This is a genomic window from Rossellomorea sp. GQ25, assembly GCF_059758515.1.
Genome location: NZ_JCAXEQ010000010.1, coordinates 53,528 through 69,634 on the forward strand (window position 1 = coordinate 53,528; position 16,107 = coordinate 69,634).

Sequence of the window (16,107 nt, forward strand, 5' to 3'; positions counted from 1 at the left end):
CTTCATAGAAGAGGACGTTGTTCCTTCCATTCCTCTCGAATCATACCCATACGGATGGAGTCGTAGTATACTCCATTGTAATAACGGCATTTTCGCATTCTTCCTTCGAGGTTCATCCCGATTTTTTCTGCGGCCTTCATCATCCGTTCATTCCCTGACCAGGTGGTAATACCAACACGGCCAATTTCCTTTGTTTGAAACAGGTGGTCGACCCAGAGGGATAACGCTTCTGTTCCGTAACCTCCGTTCCAATAGGAAGGGTCATAAATGACGATGCCGGCTTCAAGCCATCTGCTGGGTTCGTACTCCCAATAATATCCGATGGTTCCAATGATGGTTCCTTCTACTTCAATGATCCGTTGGAATTCATCGCTGCGACTTTTATTTTTTATGGATGATTCTATGTACTCTTCACGTGTTAAGCGTTTATGCTCAAAATAAGGGGCGTCCCATTTTTTCCATTCAGGGGAAGGATCCCCATAAATATAGTCCCACAGAGTAGAAAGATCTCTTTCTTCTATTTTTCTAAGTGTTACACGCTGACCGGTTATTTTCAATTCATGAGCACTCCTTTAATATGCTAATATTTCCATTATACAGAAAATAGTGTTTTCATGAGGGAAACTCGTTTAATCGAATAAAAAGATAGGGTGATAGGTATGAAGCGAATCACTGTCGTTGGAAGCAGTTCGATGGATCTGGTGGTCACCTCGTCTAAGCGACCGCTTGCAGGGGAGACGGTCCTTGGGAAGTCGTTCAAAACCGTTCCAGGGGGTAAGGGTGCGAACCAAGCCGTAGCGGCTGCAAGACTCGAGGCTGAAGTTTATATGATAGGTTGCGTAGGAAGTGATCATTACGGAACAGATTCTTGATAATCTCAAACTAAACGGGGTAAATACAAGTTCTATAGAAGTAGTGAATAGTGAAAGTGGTACAGCTCATATTGTTTTAGCAGAAGAGGATAATAGTATCATTGTCGTTCAGGGAGCGAATGCTCATCTCACACCGGAAGTCACAGGTAGAGCAGAAAGCATCATCGCCGACTCGTCGATTGTATTGATTCAACAGGAAATCCCGGAAGCAACGGTAGTTTTGTGAGCATGCTCTGCAAAAAACACAGAGTACCCCTTATGTTAAATCCGGCACCTGCCCGTAAAGTGGAAAAGGAAATCATTGAAGAAGTAGCATACCTTACGCCTAATGAACATGAAGCATCTATTCTATTTAATGGTATGGTAGCGGAAGAGGCACTTCAAGCATATCCCGATAAACTGTTCATTACAGATGGGAAGAGAGGAGTCCGTTATTTTGATGGTAAACAAGAAGTGGTTGTACCATCATTTCCAGTGCAAGTGGTGGACACAACGGGAGCGGGAGATACATTTAACGGAGCCTTTGCAGTTGCTCTTTCTGAAGGAGTGACGACAAAGGAAAGCCTCTGTTTTGCCAACCGCGCCGCATCCTTATCCGTCACTAAGTTCGGGGCCTAAGGCGGAATGCCTACCCGTCAAGAAGTAGAAGAAGCCCTTCAACAAGAAAACAGAGGTCCGTCCCTCTAATAGGGACGGACCTCTGTATATCAGCTTGCTTTTATTTTAGAAAGAGGTACTTTTTTTTTCTGTGTCAGTTTGTCCACAATCGACGTGATCGCACCATCACCTGTTACGTTACACGCTGTACCAAAGCTGTCTTGTGCAAGGTAAAGGGCAATCATGAGGGACGTCATCGTTGGTCCGAAGCCTAACATCGTTTCAAGTAATCCCAGGGCAGCCATGACAGCTCCACCCGGAACACCAGGTGCCGCAATCATCGTGATTCCAAGCATCAGTATGAATGGGAACAGCTGAATGAACTGTAACGCTTCTCCTTGAATGAACATGACGGCCATGGCACAGCTGACTAGGGTAATCGTGCTACCTGATAAATGGATCGTTGCCAGGAGAGGTACAGAGAAATCGGCAATACGTTCCCTAGAACCGATTTTCTTTGAGCGCTCAAGCGTTACGGGAATCGTAGACGCTGAAGATTGAGTTCCCAGTGCCGTAAAGTAAGCTGGCAGCATACTTTTCATCATAGAAAGCGGGTTTTGTTTTCTTAAAGTTCCAGCAGTTGTATATTGTAAAATTAAAAAGACTACATGTAAAAGAATGATCATAACAAATACTTTAGCGAATACGGACATGATGGCACTGACTTGTCCACCTTGAGTCATGTTAGCGAAAATTCCAAGAATATGAACCGGTAAGAGTGGAATAATGATTTTTTCAATTACAAGTTCAATGATGTTTCTGAATTCATTCATGCCCTTTTGAAGAGCGTCTCCCTTAATGGCAGCCATTCCAAGACCAATGGTGAAGGCGATGAGTAGAGCCGTCATAACGCCCATAATAGGTGGCATCTCTACTGTGAAGAATCCCTTGAGTAGCGCTTCTTCGGGATTTTCAAATGATTGAGACGTTTGATTTGCTAACAAAGTTGGGTAAATAGACTTCGCAACCGTAAAGGCGAGTAAGCCGGCTAACACAGTGGAACCATATGCGAGAGCTGTGGTTAAACCGAGCAGCTTACCTGCTCCTTTACCCATGGATCCGATTCCTGGAGCAATAAATCCAATAATGATTAATGGAATAGCGAATCCGAGGAAATTACCGAATAATCCATTAAACGTAACGAAGATTTTAACGAACCACTCTGGTGCAAACGCTCCAATGACAATACCTAAAGCAATACCTAAGAGGATCTTAGGCAGTAAACCTAGCTTTCTCATCCTGGTGTCCTCCTTAAAAAAACAAATGTTTTCAATAGAAAGATTGTACACCTTATTGAGGGATATTTTAATAGCTTTTTAAATAGGCGAAATCTTAAATGTATTCAGAATAATATTATTAACTCCCTGTCGCAGGACTAGTTTTCCTTTGCATACATATATAATGGGCTTTGACTTAAATGTCTTTCGAATCAAGACAAATGTGGTAATTTTTATTTTCCATAGGAATCATTCTTTCCCTTTCCGATGAAAGTGATAAAATAGAATCATCTATTGTGAATATTGGAGGTAACTCATACATGAAAACGAAGTTATGCTTACTGTACGGCGGTAAATCTGCTGAACATAATGTATCCCTGCAAACAGCCAAGGCCGTGATCGGAGCCCTGGACTTAAATAAATATGAAATTCACCCTATTTTCATCTCGACGGAAGGCCAATGGATCAAAGGTCCACAACTGAATGCTCCCGTTGAAGATGTGAAAGCATTACAGTTTAAGGATGGGGAAGAAATTGCCCCTAATGCCTTAAGTACATCCATCACTCCTTCTGGGTCTGTTGGGTACGACATGATTTTCCCATTGCTTCACGGACCGAATGGGGAAGACGGAACGGTTCAAGGAATGCTTGAACTGTTAAATCTTCCGTATGTAGGAAATGGCGTCCTTGCCTCATCTGCTGGAATGGATAAAGTCATCATGAAGAATTTATTTGCTCAAGCAGGCATTCCTCAAGTCAATTACACATGGTTCATCCGCAGCACATGGAAAGGAAATCCTGAGTCTACCTACAAACAAGTGGAAGATGAGATTGGCTATCCTTGTTTTGTAAAGCCTGCTAACTTAGGTTCATCAGTAGGAATCAGCAAATGTACGTCTCGTGAAGAACTGCAAACTGCTTTCGAAGAAGCGTTCCAGTTCGACCGTAAAATCATCATCGAAGAAGGTGTGAAGGCGCGTGAGATCGAGCTTGGTGTATTAGGGAATGACCAACCGGAATGCTCAGTTGCGGGTGAAATTGTACCTAAAAAAGACTTCTATGATTACAAGGCGAAATATGAAGACGGAGATACTGCCCTCATCATTCCTGCAGAAGTAGAGGGAAGCATCTATAATGAAATGAAGAATATCGCGATTCAATCGTATAAAGCCCTGGATTGTTCAGGACTTGTACGTGCGGACTTCTTCTTAACAGAAGATGGCCAGATTTATATGAATGAAGTCAACACGATGCCTGGCTTCACGCCATTCAGTATGTTCCCGCTTCTATGGAAGCACACAGGGGTTGACTATCCTACCCTGATCGGGAAATTAGTGGAGCTTGGCTTAGAACGTTATCAAGACAAACAAACAATTAAACATACGATGTAACACATGAAACTTGGGACTGACCAGAAGATTCTCCGTCTAAAGGCAGTCCCTGCTCTGTCTTTATTAAAAAGAGTAAAAGGAGAAAGCGAATGTTTGAGAAAAAAATTAAAGATATATGTAACATGCTTGATGTGAAAAACGATCTTTCCAAGTTTGAATCAGTTGTGGTAAAAGGCGTTTCCATCGATACGAGAAAGATTGAAGATGCTAATCTGTTTGTTCCTTTTAAAGGAGAAAACGTGGACGGTCATCAATTTGTTCGAAATGCCATTGGAAATGGTGCCTCTGCCGCTCTTTGGGATATCAATGTTCCTAATCCACCTGAAGATATTCCCGTAATAGTGGTGGAAGATCCCCTGCTTGCCCTTCAGTCATTGGCGAATCAATATCGCCATGAGCTGGATTTAAAGGTAGTCGGAATTACAGGCAGTAATGGAAAAACAACAACGAAAGATATTGTGGCAAACCTTTTATCAGTGAAATATCGAGTTCATAAAACACAAGGGAACTATAACAACCACATTGGTCTTCCTTTAACGATCCTTTCTCTGCCCCAGGATTCAGAAGTGGCTGTACTTGAAATGGGAATGAGTGGATTCGGAGAGATTGAACTTCTATCAGAGATCTCCCAGCCCGATGCGGCCATCATCACTAACATTGGAGAATCACATCTTCAGGATCTGGGGTCACGGGAAGGAATCGCCAAAGCCAAATTGGAGATTGTGAAGGGCCTGAAGTCTGATGGGTTATTTGCATACTACGGAGATGAACCGCTGTTACAGGATGGTGTTCAGGAACTCAACCTGAAGCATGTGGAGACTTTTGGAAGAAGCGAATCCAACACTATTTATCCAACAAAAATTAATATGGATAATAAAGGGAGTTATTTTGAAGCTTCTGTCGCTGAAGGAGAAACATTCTTTCTTCCCGTATTAGGACAGCATAATATCCACAACGCTCTAGCCGGGATTTTGATCGCCCGTAAATTTGGTCTCAGTGTCGATGACATGAAAGAAGGCTTACAGTCGTTAAAGCTGACCCAAATGAGAATGGAATTGGTGAAAGGAAAGAAAGGCGAAAGCATCATTAACGATGCCTATAATGCCAGCCCCACCTCCATGAAAGCTGCGATTCAGCTTGTATCAGAGCTTGAGGGATTCCATACAAAAATCCTGGTGCTTGGTGATATGCTGGAGCTTGGCGACCAGGAAGAAGAATTTCATCAGGAAATTGGACAATTAATCAACCCGGAAAAAGTTCAGCATGTGTTTACATTTGGTCCTTTAGGAGGCTTTATAGGTAAGGGTGCACTCGAGAATTTCCCTTCTGATCGTGTTCACTCTTTTACAGATAAAGACAGCCTGACAAAAGAGTTGTCATCCTTCATTACAGGGGAAGAGCTGATTTTATTCAAGGCATCCAGGGGAATGAAGCTTGAAGAAGTCATCGATGGATTAAAGGCATAAATTTCTACTGACGTCTAAGTTTAAACCTTAATAAAAATGAACAAAATGAGCTTGTAGATGACGGGAGGTTGGCTCGCTCCCTACCTTTGGAAAAGTAAGAGGGGATAACATGATCGGTTGTTTACTAATCCACGGATTTACTGGGAGCCCTTTTGAAGTAGAGCCTTTGGCAGATTTCCTTCAAGAGAGAACTGACTGGGAAATCGTTGTGCCGACTCTGCCTGGCCATGGTGAAACCCTTGAACTGAGAGGGATCAAACATATTGAATGGATCGAGCATGCTGAGAATGAGCTTCAGGCTCTTATAGAGAAATGCGATGAGGTTTACGTAATCGGCTTCTCCATGGGTGGCTTGATCGCTTCGTATCTTTCTGTGAAATATGAAGTCAATAAGCTCGTGCTTTTAAGTGCGGCAGCTTATTATGTAAATGTGAAACAACTATTGAAAGATATTGGAAATATGATCAAAGAAGGAATTCAAGGAAATCTGATTGAAAACGAGCTGTACAACCGGTACAAATGGAAGGTGACAAAAACCCCAGTTCTGTCCACATACGAATTTAGAAAAGTCGTTCGTATTGCTCGTCCACTCCTTAAAAAGGTTAACGTTCCAACCTTTATTGCCCAAGGAGAGATTGATGGAATAGTCCCCCCTAAAGCTGCAAAATATATATACGAGACTATTTCTTCTCAAGAAAAAAACCTTTTTTATTCCCCTAAAGCAAAACATTTGATCTGTCATAGTGAAGATAAGCACGAACTTTTTGAAGAGATCTACCAATTCCTGCTAAGTGAATAGATTGACTATTTGACATTAGATTGAAATTCATTTCTAGAAGTGGTAACATAGCTACAACATAGTTCTTAATTTGTTGGACGTGCTAGCTCTTCTATTTTGAAGAGTGTATTTTTTTGTACCAAATATAAACTAAACATCTCATATAGACGGTTTTAGATTAGATACCGAAGTCTTTCGGTGGGTAAGATTTCGTTCCGACCTAAAAATATAATCAGATAATGATTAGTTATAAAAGATGTAAATTAAAGGAGAATGTAACATTGACTAAGTTTGCAGATTTAAACTTAAGCGCATCTACGTTGAAATCAATTAAACGTATGGGCTTTGAAGAAGCGACACCAATTCAGGCGAGTACGATTCCAGTCGGTTTAGAAGGTAAAGATATTATCGGTCAAGCACAAACTGGAACAGGTAAAACAACAGCATTTGGAATCCCGATGATCGAGAAGATCGATGTGAAAAATTCAAACGTTCAAGCTCTTATCATTGCACCAACTCGTGAACTTGCCATCCAAGTATCTGAAGAGTTATATCGTATCGGAGCTGACAAGCGTGCCCGCGTGTTATCTGTCTACGGAGGACAGGACATCCAACGTCAAATCCGCGCGATGAAAAAGAACCCTCATATCATCGTTGGTACACCAGGTCGTCTTCTTGACCATATCAAACGTAAAACACTCAACCTTGAAAACGTTGAAACATTAGTACTTGACGAAGCAGACGAAATGCTGAACATGGGCTTCATTGAAGACATCGAAAGCATTCTTGAGACTGTTCCAAGCACAAGACAAACACTTCTATTCTCTGCAACAATGCCGGATCCGATCCGACGCATTGCAAATCGCTTTATGACAGAGCCGGAAGTAATCAAAGTAAAATCAAAAGAAGTAACGGTTTCCAACATCGAACAATACTTCACTAAAGTAAGCGAAAAAGAAAAATTCGATACTCTTTCCCGTTTAATCGACGTTCAATCACCGGAACTTGCGATTGTATTCGGTCGTACAAAACGCAGAGTAGACGAATTAGCGCGAGCTCTTAGCATTCGCGGTTACCTGGCAGAAGGTATTCACGGAGATCTTTCTCAAGCTCGTCGTATGACGGTTCTTAAGAAGTTCAAAGAAGGCCGTATTGACATTCTGATCGCAACAGACGTTGCCGCTCGTGGATTAGATATCTCCGGCGTAACGCATGTTTACAACTTTGATATTCCTCAAGATCCTGAAAGCTACGTTCACCGTATCGGACGTACAGGTCGTGCAGGTAAGAAAGGGATGTCCATCACTTTTGTAACACCAAGAGAGATGGGTTACCTGAAGATCGTTGAACAAACAACGAAGAAGAAAATGACGGCTCTTAAGCCACCTAGCTTAAACGAAGCCCTTGAAGGCCAACAACGCTTAGCTCTTGAAAAATTAGCTGAAGCGGCGAAAGAAAGTGATCTTAAGGATTACTATCCATTAGCAGAAGAATTCCTTGGAGGCCACGATTCTGTTCAAGCAGTTGCATCAGCGATCCGTGTCCTAACGAAAGAGCCAGATACAACACCAGTTGACATCACTGAAGAGCGTCCATTACCATCAAGAGGTGGTGGAAATCGTGGCGGCGGAAATCGCGGCGGTGGATACAAAGGTGGAGCACGCAGCGGTAAAGGCGGAAGTCGTGGTGGAAGCAGCCGTACTGGCGGTGGAAATCGCGGAGGCGGAAGCCGTGGCGGAGATCGCAACCGTACTGGCGGCGGCAGACCACAATCTTCAAGCAAACGTAAATCTTATAACAATTCTTGATCAATAGATATGAGGACACGATGACCTTTGGGTTGTCGTGTTTTTTTATTTGTGTTGATTACGTATTGGATGGGGCAAGGATTATGTCCTGTTTCCAATTTTTACGAAAATACGCAATTTTCGTGTAAGACGACGCAATAAACAAAAAATGACGCAATTAAGGTGAAAAACGACGCAATTATTCAGATATCGACGTAATTCAACCTCAAAACGACGCAATTAGTGTTAATCAGAGGATTTTTTAATTAAGCTTTGTTAAATAACTCTGTTGATATTTGATTTGGTGGTAGGTCAGGGTCGGATAGTAAAAACTCGGTTGGAAGAAGCTATTGGTTCAAAACTTACTCCTTCAAATGTTCTTTGTACTGATGCTTGGCGGGCATTTATGACCTACGCAAAAGAAAAAGGACTTGAGCATTATAGATTTAAATCAGATGGTAAGGAACGTGTTCGAGGTGTTTATCATATTCAAAATGTAAATAGTTATCACAGTCGTTTGAAGGGCTGGATCAATCGATTTAATGGTGTGGCTACAAAATATCTCGACCATTATTTGAGCTGGTTTCAATTTCTTGACCAAATTAAACATCGAAATGACGACACAACCGTTAGCAAAATGATTGTTCAAAGTTGCCTGTATTCAACTGTTGTCACCTATGATAAACTGAGGTTATCAAAATTTTCCATCTGAGTATTAATCATAATATTTATGTTTGAGATGAGAGGTGTATTATGAAAGAGTACGACAAAATGCTAATTGCAATTAATGATGCCGACTTAAATTGTTATGCAAACAAGGGAGATTGGCTTTATATAGCTAATAACAAAGATACAAAGAAGGGGCTTTTTAGATTACCCAATTATATATATTATTTTGTATCAATGAACGAAGAGCGGATGCCTTCTGAAATTGGAGTAGTAAAGAAGATTAATGGTTCTATTACAGCAATAGAATTAGCGGAACTCGACTATAAAAGCAGAAAGAAAGACACAAATCTTTTAACTGATGAAATAGTAAAAGAATATGAATGGTTTTTAGAAAAAGTCAACTCACAACCTGAACATACACCAATGGCAGTAACTTGGTTGGAAAAGACATTCCCTAAAAAAGAGAAAGAACTTAGGGTACATAAAAAGTTTTTCACGGGGCTATCCAAAGAAGAGAAAAAGGAATTGTTTGAAAACTAATTTTGAACCAGTCGGGAACTCCAAAACAACTACGGAGTTCCCTTTTTTGCACTAAAAATCAACATTATCCTTTAACATAGCTTTTAATTAAAAAGAAGGGTTTTTTAAGCCTGTGGCGAACTAAAGTAAGCATAACCTTAAAGGAGAGTGATCAATTGATCTGTAAAGAACTCAAAATCCCTATCAATATTGATAAAAACCAAGCATAATTATGGAGCATGCCTCTTAATCATCGAAAGATTCCCATCGTAGATAAGGATTTAAAGAAAAGAAAAGCTGGTTACAACGGTGAAGCAACTGTATACTACCACCTCAGCTTCTTGAAAGACAAGAAATATAGAATCTTTTATGATGTAAGGCTTCCTCTATTCTCAAACTATTTCCAAATTGATTTCCTCATCCTCACTCCATTCTATATTTTAATTATTGAAGTAAAGAACATCTCAGGAATAGTTACCATTGATTCATTCATAAGACAGCTTACCCGGACTTATAAAGGAATAACAGAAGGATTCTCTGACCCGATCTCTCAGGTTCAAAGACAAAAATTATTACTGCAAAAATGGTTCAGTGTCCACAAGCTGAAGCACCCTCACGTCGAACACCTCGTTGTATTCAGCAACCCATCAACCATCTTAAAATTTACTGAACCCCCACCAGCTGACTCACCTTACAGAAATATTATTCACTCTCAAAATATAATAGATAAGATCAAGGATTTAAATGAGACATACGTAAAAGAAGCCATGCCTGATAAAGAAATGACCAAAATGTAGAAAACCATTTTAAAAAATCATAAAGAATCTGAGTTAGGCTTTATGGAGACATATTCTCTTACCCAAAGCGATATTGTGACTGGAGTCCGTTGTGAAAACTGCAATCACATACCAATGATTAGAGTAAGTGAAGCGTGGTCCTGCGTTAAATGTGGCCGTACTTCTAAATATGCTCATATAGAATCGGTTCGGGATTATTTTTTACTAATAAATGATCACATAACCAATCGAGAACTGAGGAGATTTATGCATCTGAATTCACGAAACACCGCCTATAAAATATTGAAATCCCTTCAATTAGAAACACAAGGAGGAACAAAGTCTGTCATCTATTCAAAACCAACGAGATAAATCCCCCCAATCCGCACATACTAACCCCAAAAAGGAGTCCGCCCCACATGACACTCATAAAGCTTGGCTATGTTGCCATGAGCATGAACCTCCAGAACGCATCACCTTCCCAAACCATGACCTATAAGCAATTTTCCGGGATTAAGGATCGTGAGGCAGCTATTCATAAACTGGAGCGGATCGCAAAATCAAATCTTGAAAATTGCCTGCGGCTTTTAAAGCATAATGTTCTAAATGAGATTCATTTTTTCCGGTTCAGTTCAAAGTTGATTCCTCTTGCGAATCATCCTGAATTGAAAGGATGGGATTTCATTTCCCCTTTAAAACCTGAACTCCATATGATTAAAGAGTATTTAACGCTTCATCCTATGCGTGTGGATTTTCATCCCGATCATTTTGTACTGTTGAATTCAAGTGACGTGGATGTGTTGAAGAACACGCTTAAAACACTTAAGATGCATGAGGCATTATTGAAAGCGATGGGAATCGATCCAACTCACCGCTGTGTTCTCCATGTTGGTGGAGCTTATGAAGACAAAGAAAAGGCACTTGAGCAATTTATACATAATTGGGGTCTGACTCCCGTTTCTCTTCAACAAATGATCATTCTTGAAAATGATGATACGGTATTCAGTGCTTCTGATGCCCTTTATCTATGTGAAAAGCTCGGGATCCCCCTTGTATTTGATTACCACCATCATCTTGCTTATAACGAAAGGGATTGGTTGTTGGATTGGGAGAGGATTGTTGGAACGTGGAGCCAGTCATCCTTACCAATGAAGATGCATATTTCAAGCCCTCGTTCCCAGGAGGATTACAAAGCCCATGCCGATTTCATCAACCCTAAGATGTTTCTTGATTTTCTTCAAGGGATAAAGGGATCGGTGGATGAAATTGATTGTATGGTAGAAGCGAAGAAGAAGGATGACGCATTGTTCCGATTAGTGGAGGCCATGCAAGGGATTGATGGGATTGAGTGGGTGGATAAAAGTTCATTTTATATAAAATAGGCGAATCTCCCACCTTAATCTGAAACCACCTCTGTTCCAAATCGAAAATATACTGTAAGATTTAGTAAAAGAGAGAAGTGAGGGGATGGGTATGATCGGAGAGCCGCAAAAACGAATTTCACCAAAGGCTTTAAAGGTGTGGAAGATATATGGTGTGTTTGAAACGTTGATCGTCGCAGCTGTAGCTGCAGGAGCGATTACTCTAACTGTTATGTTTGAGTGGCCACAATGGATCATTGCAACAGCAGTTGCCGTATTGATTCTATTTACATATTTGTTTGTTTTCTTTATTCCAACGATCAAATGGAAGAGATGGCGCTATGAGGTGAGGGAGCAGGAGATTGAACTTCAAAGAGGAATTTTCATCGTGAAGCGTACGTTGGTACCGATGGTGAGGGTTCAACATGTGGATACGGTTCAGGGCCCTATTTTAAAAAAATATCGGTTGGCAACCATTACGATTTCGTCTGCAGCTACGGTTCACGAGATACCGGCATTGGATGTGGAGGAGGCAGATGAATTGAGAAACTCCATTTCACAACTAGCGAGGGTGGCGGAAGACGATGTCTGAGCATAAGAGACTTCACCCTATTTCAGCTGTAGCGAATTTTGTAAAGCAGTTAAAGGACTTGATCGTTCCCTTTGTCTTTTTATTTGTATTGAATAACCGGGGAGAGAAGACAGGATTTTGGGATTATATGCCTGTTATATCTATGGCGGCAGTTCTTGTGTTCGTTCTGGTCACAGGGATTGTGAAGTGGCTTCGGTTTACATATCGAGTGGAAGAAGGGGAGCTGCGAATCGAGTACGGACTATTCGTTAAAAAGAAGAGGTATATCCCCATTGACCGGATTCAGAGTTTGAATTTCTCTGAGGGCATTCTGCATCGTCCCTTTGGATTGGTTAAGGTCAAGGTCGAAACGGCAGGGTCTTCGAATCCGCGGGAATCAGAAGCAGAATTGACAGCTATTTTAAAAGAAGAAGCAATAGAGTTGGAGGGAATGATTTATCGGGAGAAGAAGGGTAATATCGTAACCGAAGATCTCTCAGGCGAAAATACGGGGACTTTGAAAGATGAAGCCCCCTTTTTCAACCTTACCTCGAAAGACATTTGGGTTCTTGCCACGACTTCAGGCGGTGTCGGGGTCATTATTTCTGGTGTGTTTGTTTTCTTATCCCAATTTAATGAGTTCATTCCGTACGAAGCCGTGTATGATGAGCTGGCTGTTTTTGTGAAAAGTGGCGTGTTTGTCGTATCGGTGATGGCCTTTTTGGGCTTGCTTGTTGCCTGGCTATTATCGATTGCCTGGACATTTATTATTTATGGTGATTTCAGAATTAAAATTGTAGATGATCACATTGTCATGACAAGAGGGCTTCTGGAGAAAAAGCAGGTGACGGTTCCATTAAATCGTGTTCAAGGCATCCGGGTAGTGGAAAATCCAATCAGGCAGCTATTGGGGTATTGCACCGTCCACATTGAAAATGCAGGTGGATCTGTTTTAGAGAAAGACAGCACAAGTATAAAGTTATTCCCGATTGTGAAAAAGAAGCGAATTCGGGGATTCTTAAACGACTTATTTCCGGATTATGTCATTCACGATGATTTTAAGAGGCTTCCGGGACGTTCCTTAAGAAGATATGTGTTCAGACAGGCAATCTGGGTGTTGGTCCCGACGGCTGCTATTTGTTTTCTGTACTGGCCATATGGTCTTTGGGCCGGCTTGTTGATGATTCCTTTCGGGATTCTCGGATACTACCAATACCGTGCCGGGGGCTGGAAGATTGTGAATGGACAATTATCTTTACAGTATAGGGGCGTATTGAAAAATACGATGCATATGAAGAAAAGTCGCATTCAATCTTTGGACACCCATGAAAGCTGGTTTCAAACGAGAAAAGACTTGGGCAGTCTCAGAACAACTGTAAAATCTGGAGAGACTGGTTATGCAAGTCCGATCCGGGATCTTGAAAAGAAGGACCTCCACACCATTGCTTCTTGGTTTTCTCATAGTGTGTAAACGATAAAAGTGACCCGCGATTCGTTAGCGGGTCACTTTTGTTTCTTATTTTTTACCTGAAATCCACCCGATCACAAAGCCGCCGATTAATCCGAAGATATGGGCCGTTATGTTAATCCCTGACTGCATGAAGGTCATGACTACCCCAATGACGATGATCGGTATGATGATTTGCCGGCTTTCTCTCGTGATGAAATGATTTTTTAAGATAATCATGGCGATGTAAAAGCCGAATAAACCAAAGATCGCTCCCGATGCTCCCACATGACTATACGTAAGGGGCTGGATAAGATACGTAATGATATTGGCAAACACGCCGCTTGCTAAATAAAGACCGATAAACTTAGCTTTCCCCAAATGCCTTTCCAGGGGTGGGCCAAACAGGACAAGAGAAAACGAATTGAATAGCAGATGAGCGAATCCCAAATGAACAAAGATAGGGGTGACGAGTCTCCACCATTCGCCCTCTTTAATAAATAAATTCACACCGGCCAGCTGCTCGTACACCCACAGTTGTGGAAAAATAGGAAGTGCACTGACAAGGTATAAGGCGATATGAATGAATACAATCAGGGAAATAATAGGATATAATCGCAAAAATTGTGAAAAACTTTCAGTCCGGACAAACATATTGTATCCTCCTAAGTAGGTTGTTTCTTTTTATATCATTACTCAATCATTTATTTAAAAAACGCAGTTAATACTATAGTATAAGAAAACGTCGAAAATCACGAGTATAGTTCATTATACAAATATGCAAGACAGGACAAGAGTAGAAGGGGAATCGCATATGATAAAAGGAATAGGATTGGACATCGTTGAAACAGGGCGCATTCAGAGGATGATCGAACGGCAGCCAAAGTTCGTTAAGAGAATTTTAACAGCTAAGGAGGAGGATGCTTTCTATACATTAAACGAGCAGCGCAAGATTGAGTTCGCAGCAGGACGATTTGCAGCCAAAGAAGCTTTTGCTAAAGCGAATGGAACGGGCATCGGAATAGCGCTCTCCTTTCAGGATATTGAAATCAGTAAGGACCCGAACGGAAAGCCTTATTTTTCAAAACCAGAGGGGGCGAACGCCCATCTATCCATCACCCATAGCCGGGAATATGCGGCTGCTCAGGTGGTCATCGAAAAGTAAAATTATTTCAAGCTTGTCATCTTCACTAGCATAATCCTTCAGGTTGTCTCATATATTCAGTAGTGCAATAAGAGAGACAAGGCCAGATGTTTAACAATCGCGGTTCTTTGGCGAATTGCAATTGGACTAAGGAACGGGGCATTCTATAAGAATCGTCCATTCTTAGACGGCTGGCTTTCCCCTCTCTCAATTACGTTTATCCTGGGACAAAAGGGGTTGAAAAAATGAAGAAAAAGCTAGTGATACTAGTGATGGCCATGTTAGCGGTGCTTATGCTGGCTGCTTGTGGAGAGCAATCGAAAGAAGATGTAACCAAGGATCTTAAGGCTAAAGTAGAGGATATGAAGGGGTACAAAGCTGATGCAAAAATGACCCTGCAGGTGGGCGACGAGCCTCAAACCTATGATGTGGAAGTGTGGCATAATGACCCTAATTATTATCGAGTGGCATTAAAGAACGCTGCGAAAGATCAGAGTCAAATGATCTTACGTAATGATGAGGGAGTATTTGTCCTTACGCCGGCACTGAACAAAAGCTTCCGATTCCAAAGCAACTGGCCTGAAAATAGCAGTCAGGCGTACTTGTATGAATCCCTTGTTCAAGATGTGTTAGAGGATAAAGAGGCTACTTTCAAGGAAACAAAGGATCACTACATCTTTAACACAAAGACTCGTTATCAAAACAGTCAGATGCTACCGACTCAAGAGATTGCCTTTAACAAGAAAGATCTGACGCCGGCATCCGTGAATGTATTGGATTCAGATAAAAATCCACTTGTAAAAGTAGAGTTCTCCAAGATGGATATGAAAGCTGCATTTGATAAAAAAGACTTCGACATGAAGAAAAACATGACAGGTGCCCAGCTCGAAGTACCGGTTACGGCAAATGTAGAAGACACAGAATTCACCGTTCTTTACCCAATGTCAGAAATAACCGGCACTGAATTAATAGAAGAAAAAGAAGTCGCCACCGATACAGGTAAACGCGTAATCTTAACATATGATGGTGAAAAGTCCTTCACAATTGTACAAGAAAAAACAACTGTCGTTCCTACGATGACGGTCTCTACTTCTCTTAAAGGTGAGTTAGTGGACCTTGGATTCACAGTAGCAGCCATGACAGAGCAATCCATTAGATGGACCAATAACGGAGTGGACTATATGCTTGCCTCCAATGACCTGACTCCTTCTGAAATGGTGATGGTAGCCCAATCCGTACAAGGTTCGATGGTGAAATAAAATAAATGAACGGGGCGGGCCTATCGGGTTCGCCTCTTTTCTTGGTGTGCGGATTTGATTCCGGAAGTCGGATTTTTTTGAAAGGGGATGGTGGTGGCGGAAATACTGATTGTAAAGTCGATAATAAAAGAAGAAGCAAAGTCGATAATAAATCCAGGAAGTCGATAATAAACAGGCACAGACTCCATGAATA

At 41.4% G+C, this 16,107-nt stretch carries 14 protein-coding genes and 2 pseudogenes; 13 read left to right on the forward strand and 3 right to left on the reverse strand.

The genetic code is table 11. The features are described from left to right. Positions 1 to 2: 2 nt before the first annotated feature. Entirely contained in the window at positions 3 to 557 is a 555-nt protein-coding gene (locus AC6CIB_RS21460) for a GNAT family N-acetyltransferase (RefSeq protein WP_498284164.1), read from the reverse strand. A 135-nt stretch (positions 558 to 692) separates the two neighbouring features. Here AC6CIB_RS21460 and AC6CIB_RS21465 point away from each other — a divergent pair. Then, positions 693 to 1,490, forward strand: a pseudogene (locus AC6CIB_RS21465) (PfkB family carbohydrate kinase). 89 nt (positions 1,491 to 1,579) lie between these two features. Here the strand turns inward: AC6CIB_RS21465 and AC6CIB_RS21470 are convergent. Beyond that, on the reverse strand, positions 1,580 to 2,767 hold the full coding sequence (locus tag AC6CIB_RS21470) for a dicarboxylate/amino acid:cation symporter (RefSeq protein WP_498284166.1): 1,188 nt from the start codon (positions 2,765 to 2,767) through the stop codon (positions 1,580 to 1,582). Positions 2,768 to 3,066: 299 nt separating this feature from the next. Here AC6CIB_RS21470 and AC6CIB_RS21475 point away from each other — a divergent pair, with 299 nt between their 5' ends. The 10 genes and pseudogenes from AC6CIB_RS21475 (at position 3,067) to AC6CIB_RS21520 (ending at position 13,535) form a co-directional block, all read left to right on the forward strand. Then, the gene (locus tag AC6CIB_RS21475; RefSeq protein ID WP_498284168.1) at positions 3,067 to 4,137 is read left to right on the forward strand and encodes a D-alanine--D-alanine ligase; all 1,071 of its coding nucleotides are present in this window, start codon (positions 3,067 to 3,069) and stop codon (positions 4,135 to 4,137) included. 89 nt (positions 4,138 to 4,226) lie between these two features. After that, positions 4,227 to 5,603, forward strand: coding sequence for a UDP-N-acetylmuramoyl-tripeptide--D-alanyl-D-alanine ligase (locus AC6CIB_RS21480; protein ID WP_498284170.1), 1,377 nt, complete (start codon positions 4,227 to 4,229; stop codon positions 5,601 to 5,603). Positions 5,604 to 5,712: 109 nt separating this feature from the next. Further along, complete coding sequence (locus AC6CIB_RS21485) at positions 5,713 to 6,402, forward strand: alpha/beta hydrolase (protein ID WP_498284172.1); 690 nt, start codon at positions 5,713 to 5,715, stop codon at positions 6,400 to 6,402. A gap of 260 nt (positions 6,403 to 6,662) precedes the next feature. After that, on the forward strand, positions 6,663 to 8,189 hold the full coding sequence (gene cshA, locus AC6CIB_RS21490) for a degradosome RNA helicase CshA (protein WP_498284174.1): 1,527 nt from the start codon (positions 6,663 to 6,665) through the stop codon (positions 8,187 to 8,189). A gap of 283 nt (positions 8,190 to 8,472) precedes the next feature. Then, positions 8,473 to 8,880 (forward strand): annotated as a pseudogene (locus AC6CIB_RS21495) (IS1595 family transposase); the annotation flags it as partial. Between the two features lie 41 nt (positions 8,881 to 8,921). Continuing rightward, the gene (locus AC6CIB_RS21500) at positions 8,922 to 9,377 is read left to right on the forward strand and encodes a hypothetical protein (protein ID WP_498284176.1); all 456 of its coding nucleotides are present in this window, start codon (positions 8,922 to 8,924) and stop codon (positions 9,375 to 9,377) included. A 218-nt stretch (positions 9,378 to 9,595) separates the two neighbouring features. After that, positions 9,596 to 10,153 (forward strand): nuclease-related domain-containing protein, encoded by a 558-nt coding sequence (locus tag AC6CIB_RS21505; protein WP_498284178.1) that lies wholly within the window; start codon positions 9,596 to 9,598, stop codon positions 10,151 to 10,153. A gap of 398 nt (positions 10,154 to 10,551) precedes the next feature. Beyond that, positions 10,552 to 11,514: a UV DNA damage repair endonuclease UvsE gene (gene uvsE / locus AC6CIB_RS21510; protein ID WP_498284180.1), complete on the forward strand. Its 963-nt coding sequence runs from the start codon at positions 10,552 to 10,554 to the stop codon at positions 11,512 to 11,514. A 91-nt stretch (positions 11,515 to 11,605) separates the two neighbouring features. Further along, a complete protein-coding gene (locus tag AC6CIB_RS21515; RefSeq protein ID WP_498284182.1) occupies positions 11,606 to 12,085 on the forward strand; it encodes a PH domain-containing protein in 480 nt (159 codons plus the stop codon). Next, on the forward strand, positions 12,078 to 13,535 hold the full coding sequence (locus tag AC6CIB_RS21520) for a PH domain-containing protein (RefSeq protein ID WP_498284184.1): 1,458 nt from the start codon (positions 12,078 to 12,080) through the stop codon (positions 13,533 to 13,535). Before AC6CIB_RS21515 ends, AC6CIB_RS21520 begins: the two co-directional genes overlap by 8 nt. Before the next feature lie 45 nt (positions 13,536 to 13,580). On the opposite strand, the gene AC6CIB_RS21525 is transcribed toward AC6CIB_RS21520, so the two are convergent. Further along, complete coding sequence (locus AC6CIB_RS21525; RefSeq protein ID WP_498284186.1) at positions 13,581 to 14,165, reverse strand: rhomboid family intramembrane serine protease; 585 nt, start codon at positions 14,163 to 14,165, stop codon at positions 13,581 to 13,583. A 160-nt stretch (positions 14,166 to 14,325) separates the two neighbouring features. Between AC6CIB_RS21525 and acpS the strand changes: the two genes are divergently transcribed. Both acpS and AC6CIB_RS21535 read left to right on the forward strand, forming a co-directional pair. Then, on the forward strand, positions 14,326 to 14,676 hold the full coding sequence (gene acpS, locus AC6CIB_RS21530; protein WP_498284188.1) for a holo-ACP synthase: 351 nt from the start codon (positions 14,326 to 14,328) through the stop codon (positions 14,674 to 14,676). A 224-nt stretch (positions 14,677 to 14,900) separates the two neighbouring features. Next, positions 14,901 to 15,914, forward strand: a complete 1,014-nt coding sequence (locus AC6CIB_RS21535) for a LolA family protein (protein WP_475142063.1) — start codon at positions 14,901 to 14,903, stop codon at positions 15,912 to 15,914. Positions 15,915 to 16,107 lie beyond the last annotated feature (193 nt).

Coding starts and splice junctions, on each gene's coding strand:
- AC6CIB_RS21470 (WP_498284166.1), bottom strand. CDS start 2,767: ATGAGAAAGCTAGGTTTACTGCCTAAGATCCTCTTAGGTATTGCTTTA.
- AC6CIB_RS21485 (WP_498284172.1), top strand. CDS start 5,713: ATGATCGGTTGTTTACTAATCCACGGATTTACTGGGAGCCCTTTTGAA.
- AC6CIB_RS21505 (WP_498284178.1), top strand. CDS start 9,596: ATGCCTCTTAATCATCGAAAGATTCCCATCGTAGATAAGGATTTAAAG.
- AC6CIB_RS21480 (WP_498284170.1), top strand. CDS start 4,227: ATGTTTGAGAAAAAAATTAAAGATATATGTAACATGCTTGATGTGAAA.
- uvsE (WP_498284180.1), top strand. CDS start 10,552: ATGACACTCATAAAGCTTGGCTATGTTGCCATGAGCATGAACCTCCAG.
- AC6CIB_RS21525 (WP_498284186.1), bottom strand. CDS start 14,165: ATGTTTGTCCGGACTGAAAGTTTTTCACAATTTTTGCGATTATATCCT.
- AC6CIB_RS21475 (WP_498284168.1), top strand. CDS start 3,067: ATGAAAACGAAGTTATGCTTACTGTACGGCGGTAAATCTGCTGAACAT.
- AC6CIB_RS21535 (WP_475142063.1), top strand. CDS start 14,901: ATGAAGAAAAAGCTAGTGATACTAGTGATGGCCATGTTAGCGGTGCTT.
- acpS (WP_498284188.1), top strand. CDS start 14,326: ATGATAAAAGGAATAGGATTGGACATCGTTGAAACAGGGCGCATTCAG.
- AC6CIB_RS21520 (WP_498284184.1), top strand. CDS start 12,078: ATGTCTGAGCATAAGAGACTTCACCCTATTTCAGCTGTAGCGAATTTT.
- AC6CIB_RS21515 (WP_498284182.1), top strand. CDS start 11,606: ATGATCGGAGAGCCGCAAAAACGAATTTCACCAAAGGCTTTAAAGGTG.
- AC6CIB_RS21500 (WP_498284176.1), top strand. CDS start 8,922: ATGAAAGAGTACGACAAAATGCTAATTGCAATTAATGATGCCGACTTA.